The sequence below is a fragment of the Acetobacter fabarum genome, assembly GCF_040702925.2.
In the GTDB taxonomy this organism is placed as follows: domain Bacteria; phylum Pseudomonadota; class Alphaproteobacteria; order Acetobacterales; family Acetobacteraceae; genus Acetobacter; species Acetobacter fabarum_B.
This window is the reverse complement of record NZ_JBFCXX020000005.1, coordinates 63210-80563: the sequence shown is the minus strand read 5'-3', so window position 1 is coordinate 80563 and position 17354 is coordinate 63210. Positions and strand designations below refer to the sequence as shown.

Here is a 17354-nt window from a genome sequence, read left to right as displayed (position 1 = left end):
CGTTGTTGATACTTTTTAGTAAAGCAGCAAGATGAAGAGTGCAGACCACAAAGGCAACCCGCTTTGGTGACAACGGGTGGCCTAAATGGTCAGAAAATATTCAGGTCCGGTTGTGGGCGATCGTGTGGCGGACCATGCTGCGGGAGATGGCGGGGGTGGCAATGGTGTGAACCTTGGCGCCAATAACCGTAGTATGACGGCCATGGCTGACATTGGTAATCGCTGCATGACGGCGGTGTGTCGTAGGGGCTTCCGCTACTTCAAGTGGCGTGTGCCTGTGGCTGGCATCCGCCATGATCAGCGTACCACGGTGGTTGCGGTGGCGCTGGCTGCTGGTGGCCTGCGCTACAATAAGCGGGCGGGCGACGGGGGCTACGCCTTCGGCGTCAAAACCGTGATCAAGCTGGTTGGCCATAACCAGCGAGCGCTGGGTGTTGCTGGAGGCACCCATGACAACGCCAACCAGCCGCACATTGTCACGCAGGGCGGAGGTGACAAGGTTGCGCCCGGCCTCCTGCGTGTATCCCGTCTTCATGCCATCTGCCCCGGCATAGACTTTCAGCATGGGGTTATGGTTGGGAATGTAGCGGCCATGGAAACGGAATGCCGGGGTGGCGAAATAGTGATAGTATTCCGGGAAATCGGCAATCAGGCGGCGGCCAAGAGTGGCCAGGTCCCGCGCGGTCGTCATCTGGTCCGGGTCCGGCAGGCCGGAGGCGTTGCGGAACTGGGTTCTGGACATGCCCATGGCGTGGGCCTGCTGGGTCATCATGGCGGCAAACTGGGGTTCGCTCCCACCCCCGATCAACTCGCCCAGAGCACAGGCGGCATCGTTGGCGGATTTGGTGACCAGCGCAAGCACGGCCTGTTCAACAGTCAGGTGAGTGCCGGGAACCAGCCCGAGCTTGGAAGGCTCCATGGTAGACGCATGAATGGAGACCGGCACGGACTGGGTAAGGGATATGGTCCCTGCGCGCAGCGCGTTGAAGGCCATGTACAGCGTCATCAGTTTTGTCAGGCTGGCCGGGTAGCGCCGCAGGTCCGGATCGGTCTGGGAGAGGACAGCACCAGTTTTGGCGTCCATGACAATGGAACTGATCTGCCCGGCATACTGGGCGCGGGCCTGACTGGCCGTAGTGAACGCCGCCAGAGTTACGCCAGCAAGCAGGCCTGCCCATTTGCGCAGGCGCAGGGGTTTTGCATTGCCGGATGTTAGCCTGCTCTGTTCTGTCATCTGCCGTAACGCCGGTTTGTCTGCCACTGCTACCCCCACCTGTGCCGTCTGGAGCACTATTCCGCCTACTGTCAGGAATCGCAAGAGCATGGCGGCAAAAAACTGGAACTCTGGCGCACGGAATCCAGATAAGCAGCTCCGGCACCCATCCTGCCATGTGGTGTTCATGTGTGGCATAAATATGGCGCGCTGGTTCCATATTGGGCACGCGCACCAGCTATTCTGTCACTCCGCTCTCTTTTATTGTACTTTGGCTTTGCCAATATGGTGGTAAGGAACACCACTCGTTTTTCACCCTGCCTCGGGAGTTTGGTTGCCATGGCCTCGTTTCATCTTCCTGTTCTGCATACAGGCAACGGGCCGTCGCGGCGTGACGGAGGCATGGATTCGGACCGGGATGATGCGGAAATCGGCGTGGTTGTGCGAGCCAAGCCCAAAACCCGCAAACCCGCCATGTACAAGGTGCTCATGCTCAACGATGACTACACCCCCATGGAGTTTGTAGTGTACGTCCTTGAGCGCTTTTTCCAGAAGAATCGTGAAGAAGCGACAGACATCATGCTCAACGTCCACCGCAAGGGGGTGGGTGTTTGTGGTGTGTTTACGTATGAGGTGGCGGAGACCAAGGTGTCTCAGGTCATGGATCTTGCCCGTCAGAACCAGCACCCTTTGCAGTGCACCATAGAAAAAGACTGATACCAGCACCTCTGCCGTTTTCCTGAACACAGTCCGGCTGCCAGCAGCGCTCTGCGGCGCGTGCGCGAGCCCGTGGTCGGTGGGGTGTCGGCCCCGTTTCTGGTCTGCAAATGCGGTTATGCAGGGAGGGCACGCATATTTCTGCGATTGGTCGGGTTTGGTAAAAAGCGCGGAAAACCAGCATTTTTATCAGAGATGCTAACGAAAAATGCGTGAACATGTGTTTTTTGCGTGGTTATGACTCGCATTTCCTGCCGAAGCAGCCAAATATGATTGCAGGGCACCCGATCATGGTCCCGTGGTTGTTTTACCGTGGTCGGAAAGTCCGGGGAAAGGAGCGTCTCGTCATGTTGTCACGCAATCTTGAGCAGACGCTGCATCGGGCGCTTATTCTGGCCGGAGAACGGCATCACGAATATGCCACGCTAGAGCATCTGCTTCTTGCCCTGGTTGATGATGCGGATGCCGTAACGGTGTTCCGCGCCTGTGGGGTTGATCTGGACCGGTTGCGGACAGACCTGACAGGCTTTCTCGACAAGGACCTTGCCGGTCTGGCGTCTGAGCGCCCGACCGAACCCAAACCAACCGCCGCGTTCCAGCGCGTTATCCAGCGTGCAGCCATTCATGTGCAGTCCACCGGCCGCGATGAGGTGACAGGCGCTAACGTACTGGTCGCCCTGTTTGCCGAGCGTGAAAGCCACGCCGTGTATTTCCTGCAACTGCAGGACATGACGCGTCTGGACGCCGTGAACTTTCTCTCCCACGGAATTGCCAAAGCCCCCGATCGCGCCACCCGCCGCCCGGTTGCAGGCAGCAATACCGGTGCGGAAAAAGGGGAAGAACCCGAACGGGCCGAAACCAAGGCGCAGAAAAGTCAGGATGCGCTGTCCACCTACTGCGTCAATCTGAACGACAAGGCGCTGGCAGGTAAGGTTGACCCGCTGATCGGGCGTGATACCGAAATTGAACGCACGATCCAGATTCTGTGCCGCCGTACCAAAAACAACCCGTTGTATGTAGGCGATCCCGGCGTAGGCAAAACCGCCATCGCGGAAGGGCTTGCCCGCCGGATTGTGGAAGGCAGCGTGCCCGAAGTGCTGCTTAAATCCACCATCTATTCGCTGGATATGGGTGCATTGCTGGCTGGCACCCGCTACCGCGGCGATTTTGAGGAACGCCTCAAAGCCGTTGTAACGGAGCTGGATCAGGACCCGCACGCCATTCTGTTTATTGATGAAATCCATACCGTTATCGGTGCGGGTGCAACATCGGGCGGGGCCATGGATGCGTCCAACCTGCTCAAACCCGCTCTGGCGGCTGGCACGCTGCGGTGCATTGGCTCGACCACCTACAAGGAGTTCCGTCAGCACTTTGAAAAAGATCGTGCGCTTGTCAGGCGGTTCCAGAAGATTGATGTGCCCGAACCCAGCATTGATGATGCGGTCAAGATCCTGCGCGGCCTGAAGGGCAGCTACGAAAAGCACCACAAGGTCCGCTACACGGAAGAAGCTATTCGTGGGGCTGTGGAACTTTCCGCCCGCTATATTCATGACCGTAAATTGCCCGATAAGGCGATTGACGTGATTGATGAGGTCGGGGCTTCGCGCATGCTCCAGCCTGAAGGTCGCCGCCGCAAGACGGTCAACCTGAAGGATGTGGAAGATATTATCGCCCGCATTGCCCGCATTCCGCCCAAAAGCATTTCTGCTGATGACAAGGAAGTGCTGCGTTCTCTGGAGCGTGACCTCAAGGGCATGGTGTTTGGGCAGGATCAGGCGATTGACGCACTTTCCGCCGCCATCAAACTGGCGCGTGCTGGCCTGCGTGATCCTGAAAAGCCGATTGGTAACTATCTGTTCTCCGGCCCCACTGGGGTTGGTAAAACGGAAGTGGCCCGCCAGCTTGCCAACGCGCTGGGTATTGAGCTGATCCGCTTTGATATGTCCGAATATATGGAGCGGCATTCCATCTCCCGCCTGCTGGGTGCGCCTCCGGGGTATGTCGGGTTTGATCAGGGTGGTCTGCTGACCGATTCCATCGACCAGCATCCTCATGCCGTGCTGCTGCTGGATGAGATCGAAAAGGCCCATCCCGACCTGTACAACGTGCTGCTACAGGTTATGGATAACGGCCGCCTGACGGACCATAACGGCAAAACGGTCGATTTCAGGAATGTTATCCTGATCATGACCACCAATGCCGGTGCGTCCGATATGAGTAAGGAAGCCGTAGGCTTTGGCCGCAAGGTGCGTGAAGGCGAGGATGAAGAGGCCATCAAGCGCCTGTTTACCCCCGAGTTCCGTAACCGGCTGGATGCGGTTATTCCCTTCGCACATCTGACGCAGGAAATTGTCGGGCAGGTTGTTGAAAAGTTCGTGCTGCAACTTGAAGCACAACTGGCTGACCGGCACGTGACCATTGAACTGTCTTCGGCGGCCAAGGAGTGGCTGGCAGAAAAGGGGTATGACCGCCTGTATGGTGCCCGTCCGCTGGGTCGGGTTATTCAGGAATCCATCAAAAAACCTCTGGCCGAGGAACTGCTGTTCGGGCGTCTGGCCAAGGGGGGAGCCGTTAAGATAGGCCTCAAGAATGGTGAACTGGCGTTTGATATTGTGGAGAGCAATGCCAACGCTGCCTCCAACTCAGGCGAGGATGAGCGCGGGAGCGAAAAGGAAGAGGAAGCCGCAGACTAGTTTTTGCACGCACTCCGTAAAACACATGTGGCTGGCCAGTTTTTTCTGGCCAGCCATTTTTTTTGTTCAGTCGTATTTTGTGCCGTTGACAATAACGTAGCCCGGAATGCCCCATGAGCGGCCAGTGCCACGGTGTGTCCAGTCCACGCCCTGCTGGCGTGCTGAATCATAATAATACCGTCCCACGACTTCGACCTTGTCGCCCTTGGTGACCCACGGCCAGGCGGGGGTATGCATTTCGTCCAGATTGGTCACAATGCGGATGGAAATATTGGGCGCAACCGTTATGTAAAAATAACCATGTCGACCGCTACGGGTCTGTCTGGCTGTTCTGGAAAAAGCCAGAACAGTTCCACAAATATGCACAGCAGCATCGGCTTTTGGACCACCGTTTTCAAACGCCTGCTGCTTGTTCAGAAAATCCTGATTATCGCATGAGGCAGATACGGAAGTCGGCTGGTCTGTATCCGTATGTCTGTGCCGGGCCTGTGCCGGGGTGTTCAGGGTGGGCAGGGCCAATCCGGCGCATAAGGCCAGCAAGGGCATGCGGCGTGTCAAATGGAGCATGGGAATCCTTGTGAGCGGTCAAAGGGTTTGTCTGTTCATGACCGGACGGTTACATCGTGTCAAATGCACGTGATGGGGGTGGAATAGGTTCATAATCAGGAGTTTACAGGTTCTGATAATTTCGGCAAAACAGAAGGACACAGTATGTTCTGCTGTTGTTATGGCGAGATGGTTATGTGTCCCATTACGTCATATTGTTTCGATTCCGGATTGAAAGACATATCCCGCATGCAAGATGATATCCTGAAACTTGCTTACGAAGTCTCTCAGATGACGCGGGAGAAAATTCATCTGATTGCCTCAGTCATGAACGAAGCCAAGTTCCTTGCCATCAACACACGCATCGAAGCGGCGCGGGTTGGGCAGGCGGGTGCGGCTTTTGGTCTGCTGGCAGATGAAATGGGCCGTATCTCCACCCGCATTGTTGGTATTGCCTCCGAATTGCGTGCTGCAACGGACAACAGTACCGAGCGTCTGTTAAAAGCAGGGAATGATCTGCTGTTGCGTGGCAGGGGGGAACGCCTGACCGATCTGGCGCTGAATGTTGTGGACCTGATCGACCGCAATCTGTACGAGCGTTCGTGCGACGTAAGGTGGTGGGCAACCGATAGTGCCGTTGTGCAGGCGTTGGAGAACCGCACTCCTCAAGCCTACCAGTATGCCGCAGGGCGTCTGGCCACAATTTTAAAATCCTACACTGTTTACCTTGATCTTTTTATTGTGGACCTTTCCGGCAAGGTCGTGGCTTGTGGTCGCCCGCAGACACACCGCGCTCTGGAAGGGAGTGATATGTCGGGCGAGGCATGGTTTACAAAAGCCATGCGCACGCAAAGTGGGGAGGAATATGCTGTAGCAGACGTCAGTCGTGTGCCAGCGCTTAATAATGAACAGGCTGCCATTTACAGCACCGCCATTCGCGCAGGGGGGGAAGCGCGCGGGCAGGTACTGGGTGTTCTGGGCATAGCGTTTGACTGGGCACCGCAGGCCGAAGCCATAGTCAAGGGCGTGCGCCTGTCCAATGCGGAACGGGAGCAGACGCGTGTTATGTTGGTGGATGCCCAGAAGCGTATTATTGCATCATCTGATGGTAATGGCGCGTCTGACGAGTATTGCAAATTCACACCACAGGCGGAGCGTGGCTACTACGTGAACGGGGAGACGCTGATTGCTTATGCCCATACTCCGGGGTACGAAACCTACAAAGGTCTGGGCTGGTACGGGGTGTTGGAAACAACCTTGTAAAACATAGGAGTTTATACAGGTTCGCTCATTTTTCAGCACGTTCCCCCATTGGGGTCTATGGTCCCGATGGGGGAGTGTCTCAGGGTTTTTCTTGCAACAGGCGTGTGCGATAGTCATCAAGCTGATGCATCACGTCGGGGCTGGGCTGAGGGGTAACCTGCCGCAAATTGTGCAACGCCCGGATAATGGTGCCAATCACGACAAGGCGCGCATACCATTTATGATTGGCAGGCACGATAATCCATGGGGCATGTGCGCGCGCAGTCTGGGCAATGGCGTCCTGGTAAGCGGTTGCGTAATCATTCCAGTATTCCCGCTCATGCAGGTCCGAAGGTGAGAACTTCCAGCGTTTTTCAGGAATGTCCAGTCTGGCCAGCAGGCGTTCGCGCTGCTCCTCGCGCGAGATGTTCAGGAAGAATTTGAGCACGACGGTGCCCTGTCTGCTCAGGTAGTGTTCAAGGTGGCGGATATCGCTATAGCGGCCCTCCCAGAATTCGGGGGTGTTGAGTGCTCCGGGAACATGCCCGTTTTTAAGCAGGTCAGGGTGGACACGGCTGACCAGAACATCCTCATACTGGCTGCGGTTGAAAATAACGATGCGTCCGGCCTGCGGTGCCGCGGCATGGATGCGCCACAGAAAACCATGCAGCAGATCAGTAGGGCCGGGCTGCTTGAACGAGGTCACTGCAACGCCTTGCGGGTTCACGCCGGACATGACGTGCTTGATCGTGCCATCCTTGCCCGCGGCATCCATCCCCTGCAGAATGATCAGGAGCGAGTGGGTCTGGTTGGCGTACAGAAGTTCCTGAAGGTCCTGCAACAGACCCTTGACCTGCCTGAGCAGGTTTTTGCCCATGTCCTTGTCCAGTCCCAGTTGCCCATCATCACCGGGGTTGTGGTCGGCAAGCCGGAACTGGCTGCCGTCCGAGATCTTGTAACTGTCGAGTGCATTCAGAAAACGGGAGAGGGTGTTCATGGACATGTGTCCTGAAAATTGAGCAATATGTGTCGGATGCATAGAATTACAGACAACAGTTGTGCTGGCAATCTTGCCAAAAAAGGAAGTGTTTCTCATATCTTGGGAGATGGCATCCGCAAACACTCCCCAACTCGCCCCCGCTGTTATGGATAACGGCCTTTCACTGGCAGGTATGCTGCTGGTGGCAACGCCCATGCTTGGGGGTACCCTGTTCGGGCAATCCCTTATTTACATGTGCAGCCACACGCCAGATGGAGGAGCTATGGGGCTTGTGATCAACAAGCGCCTGCCCCGCCCCGATTTTGATGACCTGCTGGAGCAGTTGCATATTACTCCTGTGCCCCCGGTACGGCGGATTGGCCTGTGTGCTGGTGGCCCGGTGGAGGAAGGGCACGGCCTTGTCCTGCATTCTGCGGAGTGGAGTGGTCAGGACAGCCTGCGCATTACCGAGAATGTTACACTCACCTCCAGTATGGATGTGTTGCAGGACATAGCTAAGGGAGGCGGCCCGCAGGACGCCCTGCTGGCTATGGGGTACGCGGGCTGGTCTGCGGGGCAGCTTGAGCAGGAAATTTTCCAGCATGATGCATGGCTGGTCGTGCCTGCCACGCGCGAGCTTATTTTTGGTATGGATCATACCGTCAAATGGCGGCGGGCTCTGGCTTCCATCAATATTGATCCCGCCCGTCTGAGCGGGCAGGCAGGCCATGCCTGAGCGTATGGGGATGGGCTAAAACGCCATGCCAGATTAAGGCACGGTTACAGGCGGGTCGCTCAGTACTGTTCGACCCGTGTGGTTTCGGTTGGTTTTCTGGCCCAGCGCCAGGCACTTATGCCCTGCCGGGCCAGTTCGCGGTGCATGATCATGATCGGCCATTGGCCAGACCCCTTGTAATGGCCCATGCCATCGGGAGCAGACAGGCGCTTGGCCAGCGCCTCCACCAGTGTAACCGAGCGGTGCCGACCGCCGGAGCAGCCAATGGCGATGGTGGCGTATTTTTTGCCTTCCTGCACAAAGCGCGGCAGCACAAGCTGGAGCATGGCGTGGATCTGGTTCAGAAAAGGCAGGTAATCCGGGTCGTGGGTTACGTAGGCCGCGACATCCTCATCCAGCCCGGTTTTGGGGGCCAGTTCAGCCACGTAGTGCGGGTTACGCAGGAAGCGTGCGTCAAACACAATATCCGCCTCCCGTGGCAGGCCCGCAGGGTAGGCGAAAGACATAAGGGTTACAGTTAGCCCTTCGCTCGCGCCCCCAACCCATGGGCTAAACCGGCTTTCCACAAACTGCCGCAGGTCTGGTGGGGGCATATCGGTGGTGTCGATCACCAGATCGGCTGCGGCGCGCAGGGGGGCGGTCAGGGCTACTTCGGCCTCTATGCCTTCTTTTATGCTGCTGTGGGGGGCAAGCGGGTGCCGCCGCCGGGTGGCGGTATAGCGGCGGAGGAGCACACTTTCGTCCGCTGTGGCATAAATCAGTTCCACGCGCAGGTGGGGGTTAACCCGCAGGCGGGCCAGAGCAGCCAGCACGGCGGAGGCATCAAACCCTCTTGTGCGGGAATCGACCCCTATGGCCACGGGCCGTTCTGCGCGGGCTACAATGTCGTCCAGCATGCCAAGTGGCGGGTTGTCGATCACCTCATGGTCAAGGTCTTCCAGAATCCGCAGGATGGAAGACTTGCCTGCCCCGGACAGACCAGACACCAGCAGAATGCGGCGCGGAACAGACGTATCATCCGCCATGTGCATGGCCGACTCTTCCTTTTTATTGTCCGAACAGAGACGCGCCCCTATCGGGCTGTTGGTGGCCTCCGGCGCGCAATTCGGATGCCGGGCGAGTTTAAAGCAGTTTCATGCGGAAAGAGAAGGCATTCTGCTCAGACCAGCTATACCGGATGCTAAGGAATGAGGCCAACAGGCTCAAGGTCGTGCATTTGTTACGAAAGGGAAAATTGCGGTTCCTGTTCCGCTACCTTACATCATCAGTCCGTGATGAAAGATAAAACCCTGACACGGCCTCCACGTTCCATCGCCAGTCGTCCGCATGTCGTGCAAACGGCGGGGGGCTTTGAGCTTGCCGGGCTGCATGCCCCCCAGTTCCGGGGGGTGGACCTTGCCGACCAGTGCCGGGCTGCCTTTGAAGAGGCAATAACCTTGCTGGAGCCGCATGACCTGACACTGCGCGATGTCAGCCGCATTGTCTGCCATATTGCGGATGCGGATGAATTTCCTGCCAGTTTTCCGGTTTTTCGCCAGTTTTTTCCCGCCACATCACCGGGCATGACCATGATGTGGCTTAAGGATGCCTCCTCTTCGGCGCCCAAGATCATGGTTGATCTGATCATCAGCCTGCCGGAAGAGGAAGGCGTGGGTGTGGCAGTCGGGTTCTGACCTTGCAGGACCTGTCCTCGTCTAGCGTGGCGGCAGGCTGAGCACGCGGGGAAGTTCAATAATGAACCGGGCTCCGCTTATGCCCCCCTTGCGGTCATGCAGGTTTTCTACCGCAATGCTGCCGTGCAATGCCTCTATGATCTGACGGCTGATGGACAGGCCAAGGCCGGAATGCTGGCCAAAATTCTCACTTTTGGGGCGTTCTGAATAAAAGCGGTCAAAAATGGAATCCAGCTTGGCCTGGGGAATCCCCGGCCCCTGGTCCGAGACGGAAATGCGGACCATTTTACCATTGGCCGCGGCATGCAGGGTAATCTGCCCATCGGGTGGAGAAAACGATATGGCATTGCCGATCAGGTTACGCAGCACCTGCACCAGACGATCCTCCACCGCCAGAGCGGTCAGCGGGTGTTCGGGGGTGTCATCGTGCACATCGGTCACCATGACCGGCTGCCCATCCTGACGGGTGGCCTGATGAATTTCCGTTAGAACAGCCAGCAGCGGGCCAACCGCCACGGGGCGGGTCTTGGCGCGCGACATTTCCGCATCCAGTCGGCTGGCGTCGGAAATATCGGTAATCAGCCGGTCCAGCCTGCGCACGTCGTCGTTGATAATGGTCAGCAGGCGGCGCTGCTGGTTCAGGTCCTCTATGCGCAGCAGGGTTTCGATCGCGGAGCGGATGGAGGTCAGCGGATTTTTGATCTCGTGGCTGACATCAGCCGCAAAGCGTTCAATGGCGTCCATGCGCTTCCACAACGCCTGTGCGCTGGCCTGCAGGGCGCGGGCGACATCACCAATTTCGTCCCGTCGGGCCAGCAGGCGTGCGGGCACCGTGCCGGTGCGCCCGGTTGTGTCCCGCATGACCTGTGCCGAGGCCGCCAGCCGCAGCAATGGCCGCGCAATGGTGAGCGACAGATACCACGACAGCAGGACCGTCAGCACCAGCGCCAGAAAGAAGAGCGAGAGAATGGTCGAGCGGATGGCAAACAGCGAGCGATCGACCTGCGAGGCCACTCGCGTCAACTGGATCACGCCAACCGTCCAGCCATCGCGCATAACGGGTTCGGCCACCGTAATAATCAGCCTGCCGCGGGACGTGCGGCGGATATAGGGCGGGGCTTCGGGCGGTGGGTGGTCCGTGCCGTCAAGGCGCTGTGGGCGGTCCGGGCGGTCGGGAATATCTTCCTCATCGGTATTGAGGGTGACAATGCTCGGATTATGGCCAGACCACAGCCACGTTAAAAACCGCTCGTAAATGCCGGGCTGGAACGCGGGAGGGAAGGGAATGGTATGGGAGTGGAAGTGGTGTGGTTCCGGTGGCGTATCCAGCGTGTCGGCCACATCAATCAGATTGTCCGCGACCAGCCGCCCATCGGGGCCAAACAGGCGGGCATGCGCGTTGGGGCTTGGTTCTGTCAGGCGCTGGAGGAGGGGGCGGGCCAGTGCGGCTTCCAGTTCATATCCACGGTCCTGTAGCTGGGCGGCGTGGGGGTGGATGGCGCGCACCGCACTCTGCCCCAGCGCTCCGGCGTAAATGCGGGCCTGCTCGCGCAGGGCGGTGACCTCGGTCGTCAGCAGGCTGTTGCGGAACTGGTTGAGAAACAGCACCGTAAGCCCCAGCAAGGCCAGTGGCAGGATATTGACCAGCAGCACACGGCGCATGAGGGGAGAAATCAGCCGGGTGCGGGACGCCTGATAGGCCGCCGTGGCTTCCACCCCGCCATTATGCGGACGCTGGCCGGGTATGCGCAGGCTGCGGGCCTGAGCAAACAGATGCGCCAGCAGGGGGGGGCGGTTGGTCATGCCCTTGGGTCAGTCTTCCTTATAGCGGTAGCCAATGCCGTACAGGGTTTCGATCTGGTTGAAATCATCATCCACCTGCCGGAATTTTTTGCGGACCCGTTTGATGTGGCTGTCAATGGTGCGGTCATCCACATACACGGTGTCACCATAGGCCGCATCAATCAGCTGGTCGCGGGATTTGACCAGACCGGGGCGCTGCGCAAGGGTCTTGACCAGCAGGAACTCGGTTACGGTCAGGGGGACATCCTCCCCTTTCCATGTGCATTTGTGGCGCAGTTCATCAAGCGAGAGGTTGCCGCGTGTGAGTGCGCCCCCCCCTGTGGGCGCGCCGTTGGCTTCCGCCCGGCTGACCTCGTTGCGGCGCAGCAGGGCGCGAATGCGCTCCAGCAGCAGGCGCTGGGAGAAGGGCTTGGTAATATAGTCATCCGCCCCCAGCCGCAGGCCCATAAGCTGGTCCACCTCCTCATTCTTGGAGGACAGGAAAATGACAGGCAGGTTGGAGCGCGTGCGCAGGCGCTGCAACAGCTCCATGCCGTCCATACGGGGCATTTTAATGTCCAGAATAGCCAGATCGACCGGGTAGGCCGTCAGCCCCTGCAATGCCGATTCGCCATCCGTATAGGTCCGGACGTTAAAACCCTCGGCTTCCAGGGTCATCTGAACCGATGTCAGAATATTGCGATCATCATCAACCAGCGCAATTGTCTGCTTGGTGCGCTCTGTCATCGTTTGTATGTTCCTTTATCCCTTGCCATCAGCGCAAGCTGTTTAGCTTAGGCGCCGCAGGCTTCCAATGCCAAGAGGGGGAATGGCATGATGCGCGCTTTTTTCCGGCCAATGGCTGCCGTGCATAAAATCCTGCATTGCAGGGGGGCAACGGGTCTTGTCGGCTGGAGCGGTGTTGCCTACTTCTTGCTACATGACCCAAGATACAGAACCCACACAGGTCGAGACCCCGGTAGATCCGGCTCCGGCCGAACAGGCAGCCCCCCAGCAGGCAGGCGCTGCCGAAAATACCGCCGATGCACACGTGCAGGACCTTGAACGCTCGGTTACGGAGTTCAAGGAAAAATGGCTGCGTGCTGAAGCCGAAAACCAGAACCTGATGGCCCGCGCCAAGCGCGACGTGGAAGATGCCCGCCAGTACGCGGTGCAGAAATTCGCGCGTGATGTGGTGGAAGCCGCCGAAAACCTGCGCCGCGCGCTGGACAGCCTGCCTGCCCGGACCGAAGGCGAGGATACGGTTGTGACCAAGATGCGCGAGGGGATTGAAAGTACGGAACGCTCCTTCCTGTCCATTCTGGAGCGGCACGGGATCAGGAACGACAACCCCGCGGGCAAGGCGTTTGACGCCAATCTGCATCAGGCCATGGCTGAACAGCCCAGCACCGAGCATACACCCGGTACGGTCATGCAGGCATGGACGCCAACATGGACGCTGCACGGCCGTCTGCTCAAGCCCGCCATGGTGGTTGTGGCCAAGGCTGGCGACGCACAGTAACACTGCGTGGGAGGGAAGATAAAAAACCTTCCCGCAGAGTGGTTTTTCCTCCTTGAAAAAGGGAAAAACGCACCATACATCAGGTTGGTCATTCTGATTGCGCCCCGACTTTGGTCCGGGCTCACTCGGTAGCGATGGAACAGGGCTTTGTCTGATGCTTCGGGTCGGATGAAGTCGCTAGAAGGAGCACGAAATTGAGCAAAGTCATTGGTATCGACCTCGGCACCACCAACTCCTGCGTGGCCGTGCGCGAAGGTAACGAAACAAAAGTCATCGAAAACAGCGAAGGCGCACGCACGACGCCGTCCATGGTCGCTTTCACCGAAGGGGGTGAAATGCTGGTCGGGCAGGCCGCCAAGCGTCAGGCTGTGACCAACCCCACCAACACCCTGTATGCCGTAAAGCGCCTGATCGGCCGCCGCTTTGATGATGCGACCGTCCAGAAGGACAAGGGCATGGTCCCTTACACCATTGTCAAAGGCGACAATGGGGACGCCTGGGTTGAAGCGCGCGGTACAAACTACGCACCATCCCAGATTTCCGCCTTTATTCTGGGCAAGATGAAGGAAACGGCTGAAGCATATCTGGGCGAAAAAGTATCGCAGGCCGTTATTACGGTTCCCGCATACTTCAACGACGCCCAGCGTCAGGCAACCAAGGACGCAGGCCGCATTGCCGGTCTGGAAGTGCTGCGCATCATCAACGAACCTACCGCAGCGGCTCTGGCTTACGGGCTGGAAAAGAAGAGCGGCGGCACCGTGGCCGTGTATGACCTTGGTGGCGGCACGTTCGACGTTTCCGTGCTGGAAATTTCTGATGGCGTGATCGAAGTGAAATCCACCAACGGGGATACGTTCCTGGGTGGCGAAGACTTTGATAACCGTATCATCGGGTTTCTGGCCGACGAGTTCAAGCGCGAACAGGGCATTGACCTGCGCTCCGACAAGCTGGCTCTGCAGCGTCTGAAGGAAGCGGCGGAAAAAGCCAAGATCGAGCTGTCCTCCTCCAAGGAAACCGAAATTAACCTGCCGTTCATCACGGCTGATGCCTCTGGCCCCAAACACCTTGTGGTCAAGCTGACCCGCGCCAAGCTGGAAAGCCTTGTGGATGACCTGATCAGCCGCACGCTTGAACCTTGCAAAGCCGCGCTGAAGGATGCCGGTCTGTCTGCTTCGGGGATTGATGAAGTCATTCTGGTCGGCGGTATGACCCGCATGCCCAAGGTGATCGAAACGGTTAAGGAATTCTTTGGCAAGGACCCCGCCCGTAACGTGAACCCCGATGAAGTGGTTGCCATTGGTGCTGCCATTCAGGGCGCCGTGCTCAAGGGTGATGTCAAGGATGTTCTGCTGCTCGACGTAACCCCGCTGTCTCTGGGGATTGAAACGCTGGGTGGTGTGTTCACCCGCCTGATCGACCGCAACACGACCATCCCGACCAAAAAGAGTCAGGTGTTCTCCACGGCGGAAGACAATCAGGGCGCTGTGACCATCAAGGTCTATCAGGGCGAACGTGAAATGGCGGCTGACAACAAGCTGCTTGGCAACTTCGACCTGACCGGTATTCCCGCGGCACCGCGTGGCGTGCCCCAGATTGAAGTGACCTTTGACATTGACGCTAACGGCATTGTGTCCGTTTCCGCCAAGGACAAGGCCACTGGCAAGGAACAGCAGATCAAGATCCAGGCTTCTGGTGGTCTGTCTGACAGCGACATCGAAAAGATGGTCAAGGATGCGGAAGCCAACGCAGCAGCCGACAAGGCCAAGCGTGAGCAGGTGGAAGCCCGCAACAGTGCGGAATCCCTTGTGCATCAGGTCGAAAAGTCCCTGTCCGAAGTGGGTGACAAGGTTCCTGCCGCAGACAAGACCGAAGCCGAAGGTGCCATTGCTGCCGTTAAGTCTGCTCTGGAAGGCACGGATGTTGAAGCCCTCAAGAGTGCAACGGAACGGCTGACACAGGCTGCTATGAAGGTGGGTGAAGCCGCCTACAAGGCTGGTCAGGAAGCCGAGGGCGCTGAAGCCGGTGCCGCTGGTACCAAGGCAGACGAAAAAGATATCGTTGACGCCGATTTTGAAGACGTGAACGAAAACAAGAAGTCCTGATCGGACGCATGCAACCCCAAGGCCATGTGACAGGCATGGCCTTGGTGTATTATTTTTCCGGCGTCCGTGCTTTTTATAAGGCGGACGCCGTTTTACGTTTTACATTCTGGACAGATGCTGTGCTCATGCAAGAGGCAGCCCCAAGAGGACTTTCATGGCTACTCAGCTTGATTACTACGAAATTCTTGAGGTAACCCGCACGGCCTCTGCCGAGGAAATTAAAAAATCCTACCGCAGGATGGCCATGCAGTTTCATCCTGACCGGAATCCGGGGGATGATGCGGCGGAAGCCAAATTCAAGGAAATCAATCAGGCTTACGATGTGCTCAAGGATGAGCAGAAGCGCGCCGCCTATGACCGCTTCGGCCATGCGGCGTTTGAAGGGGGTGGGGCAGGCCCCGGCGGGTTCGACTTTAACGGATTTGGCGGCGGCGGTCTGGGCGATATTTTTGAGCAGATGTTCGGGGACATGATGGGCCGCCGTGGTGGGCAGGCCCGGAGTGGGAACGACATCCAGACCCATGTTGAAATCACGCTCGAAGAAGCATTTGCAGGCGTTGAAAAGGATGTGCGGGTTATTACCCGTGTTGCCTGTGACTCCTGCCATGGCACTGGCTCCAACAGTGGTGCAGCCGGTGTGGAAACCTGCCCGAGTTGCCACGGGGCGGGTAAGGTGCGTGCGCAGCAGGGATTTTTTGTGGTGGAACGGGCCTGCCCGACCTGCCACGGCGCGGGCCGTGTGGTCAAGGACCCCTGCAAGGCCTGCCGTGGGGAAGGGACCGTGGAGCAGGAACGCACCATAAAGGTGCAGATCCCCGCAGGTGTTGAGGACGGAACCCGCATCCGCCTGACAGGTGAGGGCGAGGCCGGTGGCAATGGCGTGCCATCAGGTGATCTGTATGTGCATGTCTCCGTTTCCGAACACTCCATTTTCCAGCGTGATGGCGCCAACGTATATTGCCGCGTGCCCCTGCGCATGGCGCAGGCCGCTCTGGGGACTGAAATAGAAGTGCCGGTTATTGATGGTAGCCGCACCAGTGTTAAAATTCCGGCGGGCACGCAGACCGGCGCGCATTTCCGCCTGCGGGGCAAGGGCTTCTCGGTCCTGCGGTCCAGTGCGCGGGGGGATATGTATATTCAGGTCACGGTGGAAACACCGCAGGTGCTGACCAAGCGCCAGCGTGAACTGCTTGAAGAATTTGAGAAAGAAGCGGGCGAGGACATCAAGCACAGCCCCGAGCACACAGGCTTCTTCCGCCGCGTGCGTGATTTTTTTGAAGGATCGGAATAACATATATGCGCATTGGTATTGCAGGGATTACAGGCCGCGTGGGGCGCTTGCTGGTTGAGGAAGTGCTGGCAGCCGGTGCGACCGTAGCTGGTGGCACGACCCGTTCGCCCGAGCAGGCCGCAGGCCTGCCTGGGAGTATTCCGCTGTTTACAACCATGTCCGCGCTGGCGGAAGAATGCGAGGCGGTGATCGACTTCACGCATGCCGACACGGTTGCGTCGAGTGCGAAGTCTCTGGTTGGTACAGGGGTTGCGTGGGTGCTGGGCACAACGGGCCTGTCCGCACAGCAGAACCAGATGCTGCGGGAAGCCGCAGATTATATGACCATCGTTCATGCCGCCAACTTTTCACCCGGCGTAACACTGGTGCGCCGCCTTGCCCAGATGATGGGGCAGGTCTTGCCAGCAGAGTCCTATGATGCGGAAATTGTGGAAATGCATCACAGGCAGAAGGTGGATGCGCCCTCTGGCACAGCACTTGCTATTGGTCAGGCCGTGGCTCTTGGCCGTGGTGTGGCGCTGGAAGATGTGCGCGAAAGCGGGCGTGATGGCCTGACTGGCCCCCGCAAGCCGGGAGCCATCGGCTTTGCCGCCCTGCGCGGTGGGCAGATTGTGGGGGAACATGACGTTCTTTTCACATCCGCGGATGAGCAGATTACCCTGTCGCACCGGGCCTTTGACCGGCGTATTTTTGCCACGGGGGCAGTACGCGCCGCATTGTGGACAAAAGGGCGGGAAGCAGGGCTTTACGGCATGGAAGACGTGCTGGGCCTGCCCCCGCTGTAAGGGGTAAACCGGGCAGCATGGGGCGTGCCCCGCGTCTGGCGCAGGGCTGAAAACCGGGGCTTGTCTTTTGCGC

At 58.3% G+C, this 17354-nt stretch carries 15 protein-coding genes; 9 read left to right on the top strand and 6 right to left on the bottom strand.

The annotated features are described in order from the left end of the window. Positions 1-100: 100 nt before the first annotated feature. Positions 101-1234 carry a D-alanyl-D-alanine carboxypeptidase family protein gene (locus tag AB2L51_RS05790; protein ID WP_395581758.1) on the bottom strand — a complete coding sequence of 378 codons (1134 nt, stop codon included), beginning with the start codon at positions 1232-1234 and terminating at the stop codon, positions 101-103. A 318-nt stretch (positions 1235-1552) separates the two neighbouring features. On the opposite strand from AB2L51_RS05790, the gene clpS reads away from it, so the two are divergent. Beyond that, positions 1553-1930, top strand: a complete 378-nt coding sequence (gene clpS, locus AB2L51_RS05785) for an ATP-dependent Clp protease adapter ClpS (RefSeq protein ID WP_166114454.1) — start codon at positions 1553-1555, stop codon at positions 1928-1930. 347 nt (positions 1931-2277) lie between these two features. Beyond that, positions 2278-4623 carry an ATP-dependent Clp protease ATP-binding subunit ClpA gene (gene clpA / locus AB2L51_RS05780; RefSeq protein ID WP_395581678.1) on the top strand — a complete coding sequence of 782 codons (2346 nt, stop codon included), beginning with the start codon at positions 2278-2280 and terminating at the stop codon, positions 4621-4623. Positions 4624-4689: 66 nt separating this feature from the next. Here the strand turns inward: clpA and AB2L51_RS05775 are convergent, their stop codons facing one another. After that, positions 4690-5190 (bottom strand): hypothetical protein, encoded by a 501-nt coding sequence (locus tag AB2L51_RS05775; protein ID WP_395581677.1) that lies wholly within the window; start codon positions 5188-5190, stop codon positions 4690-4692. Between the two features lie 228 nt (positions 5191-5418). Here AB2L51_RS05775 and AB2L51_RS05770 point away from each other — a divergent pair, with 228 nt between their 5' ends. Further along, on the top strand, positions 5419-6432 hold the full coding sequence (locus AB2L51_RS05770) for a cache domain-containing protein (RefSeq protein WP_395581676.1): 1014 nt from the start codon (positions 5419-5421) through the stop codon (positions 6430-6432). A gap of 79 nt (positions 6433-6511) precedes the next feature. Here AB2L51_RS05770 and AB2L51_RS05765 read toward each other — a convergent pair whose 3' ends face one another. Beyond that, positions 6512-7408 (bottom strand): polyphosphate kinase 2 family protein, encoded by an 897-nt coding sequence (locus AB2L51_RS05765; protein WP_395581675.1) that lies wholly within the window; start codon positions 7406-7408, stop codon positions 6512-6514. Positions 7409-7517: 109 nt separating this feature from the next. Here AB2L51_RS05765 and AB2L51_RS05760 point away from each other — a divergent pair, with 109 nt between their 5' ends. Further along, positions 7518-8126, top strand: coding sequence for a YqgE/AlgH family protein (locus AB2L51_RS05760; RefSeq protein ID WP_395581674.1), 609 nt, complete (start codon positions 7518-7520; stop codon positions 8124-8126). A gap of 59 nt (positions 8127-8185) precedes the next feature. Here the strand turns inward: AB2L51_RS05760 and rapZ are convergent, their stop codons facing one another. Continuing rightward, positions 8186-9157: an RNase adapter RapZ gene (gene rapZ, locus AB2L51_RS05755; RefSeq protein ID WP_395581673.1), complete on the bottom strand. Its 972-nt coding sequence runs from the start codon at positions 9155-9157 to the stop codon at positions 8186-8188. 243 nt (positions 9158-9400) lie between these two features. On the opposite strand from rapZ, the gene AB2L51_RS05750 reads away from it, so the two are divergent. Beyond that, entirely contained in the window at positions 9401-9799 is a 399-nt protein-coding gene (locus tag AB2L51_RS05750; protein ID WP_395581672.1) for a RidA family protein, read from the top strand. A 21-nt stretch (positions 9800-9820) separates the two neighbouring features. Here the strand turns inward: AB2L51_RS05750 and AB2L51_RS05745 are convergent, their stop codons facing one another. Next, positions 9821-11602 (bottom strand): ATP-binding protein, encoded by a 1782-nt coding sequence (locus AB2L51_RS05745; RefSeq protein WP_395581671.1) that lies wholly within the window; start codon positions 11600-11602, stop codon positions 9821-9823. 9 nt (positions 11603-11611) lie between these two features. Next, a complete protein-coding gene (locus AB2L51_RS05740; RefSeq protein ID WP_086646319.1) occupies positions 11612-12328 on the bottom strand; it encodes a response regulator transcription factor in 717 nt (238 codons plus the stop codon). 193 nt (positions 12329-12521) lie between these two features. On the opposite strand from AB2L51_RS05740, the gene AB2L51_RS05735 reads away from it, so the two are divergent. The 4 genes from AB2L51_RS05735 (at position 12522) to dapB (ending at position 17281) form a co-directional block, all read left to right on the top strand. Further along, entirely contained in the window at positions 12522-13103 is a 582-nt protein-coding gene (locus AB2L51_RS05735; protein WP_395581670.1) for a nucleotide exchange factor GrpE, read from the top strand. Between the two features lie 194 nt (positions 13104-13297). After that, complete coding sequence (gene dnaK, locus AB2L51_RS05730) at positions 13298-15205, top strand: molecular chaperone DnaK (RefSeq protein WP_395581669.1); 1908 nt, start codon at positions 13298-13300, stop codon at positions 15203-15205. A 154-nt stretch (positions 15206-15359) separates the two neighbouring features. After that, positions 15360-16496 carry a molecular chaperone DnaJ gene (dnaJ, locus tag AB2L51_RS05725; RefSeq protein WP_395581668.1) on the top strand — a complete coding sequence of 379 codons (1137 nt, stop codon included), beginning with the start codon at positions 15360-15362 and terminating at the stop codon, positions 16494-16496. 5 nt (positions 16497-16501) lie between these two features. Beyond that, complete coding sequence (dapB, locus tag AB2L51_RS05720; RefSeq protein WP_395581667.1) at positions 16502-17281, top strand: 4-hydroxy-tetrahydrodipicolinate reductase; 780 nt, start codon at positions 16502-16504, stop codon at positions 17279-17281. Positions 17282-17354 lie beyond the last annotated feature (73 nt).

What these genes read in the sequence shown, in the direction of transcription:
- clpS (WP_166114454.1), top strand. Translation starts at nt 1,553, where the DNA reads ATGGCCTCGTTTCATCTTCCTGTTCTGCATACAGGCAACGGGCCGTCG.
- AB2L51_RS05740 (WP_086646319.1), bottom strand. Translation starts at nt 12,328, where the DNA reads ATGACAGAGCGCACCAAGCAGACAATTGCGCTGGTTGATGATGATCGC.
- dnaJ (WP_395581668.1), top strand. Translation starts at nt 15,360, where the DNA reads ATGGCTACTCAGCTTGATTACTACGAAATTCTTGAGGTAACCCGCACG.
- AB2L51_RS05745 (WP_395581671.1), bottom strand. Translation starts at nt 11,602, where the DNA reads ATGACCAACCGCCCCCCCCTGCTGGCGCATCTGTTTGCTCAGGCCCGC.
- clpA (WP_395581678.1), top strand. Translation starts at nt 2,278, where the DNA reads ATGTTGTCACGCAATCTTGAGCAGACGCTGCATCGGGCGCTTATTCTG.
- AB2L51_RS05790 (WP_395581758.1), bottom strand. Translation starts at nt 1,234, where the DNA reads ATGACAGAACAGAGCAGGCTAACATCCGGCAATGCAAAACCCCTGCGC.
- AB2L51_RS05750 (WP_395581672.1), top strand. Translation starts at nt 9,401, where the DNA reads ATGAAAGATAAAACCCTGACACGGCCTCCACGTTCCATCGCCAGTCGT.
- rapZ (WP_395581673.1), bottom strand. Translation starts at nt 9,157, where the DNA reads ATGCACATGGCGGATGATACGTCTGTTCCGCGCCGCATTCTGCTGGTG.
- AB2L51_RS05735 (WP_395581670.1), top strand. Translation starts at nt 12,522, where the DNA reads ATGACCCAAGATACAGAACCCACACAGGTCGAGACCCCGGTAGATCCG.
- AB2L51_RS05760 (WP_395581674.1), top strand. Translation starts at nt 7,518, where the DNA reads ATGGCATCCGCAAACACTCCCCAACTCGCCCCCGCTGTTATGGATAAC.
- dapB (WP_395581667.1), top strand. Translation starts at nt 16,502, where the DNA reads ATGCGCATTGGTATTGCAGGGATTACAGGCCGCGTGGGGCGCTTGCTG.
- AB2L51_RS05775 (WP_395581677.1), bottom strand. Translation starts at nt 5,190, where the DNA reads ATGCTCCATTTGACACGCCGCATGCCCTTGCTGGCCTTATGCGCCGGA.
- AB2L51_RS05770 (WP_395581676.1), top strand. Translation starts at nt 5,419, where the DNA reads ATGCAAGATGATATCCTGAAACTTGCTTACGAAGTCTCTCAGATGACG.
- AB2L51_RS05765 (WP_395581675.1), bottom strand. Translation starts at nt 7,408, where the DNA reads ATGAACACCCTCTCCCGTTTTCTGAATGCACTCGACAGTTACAAGATC.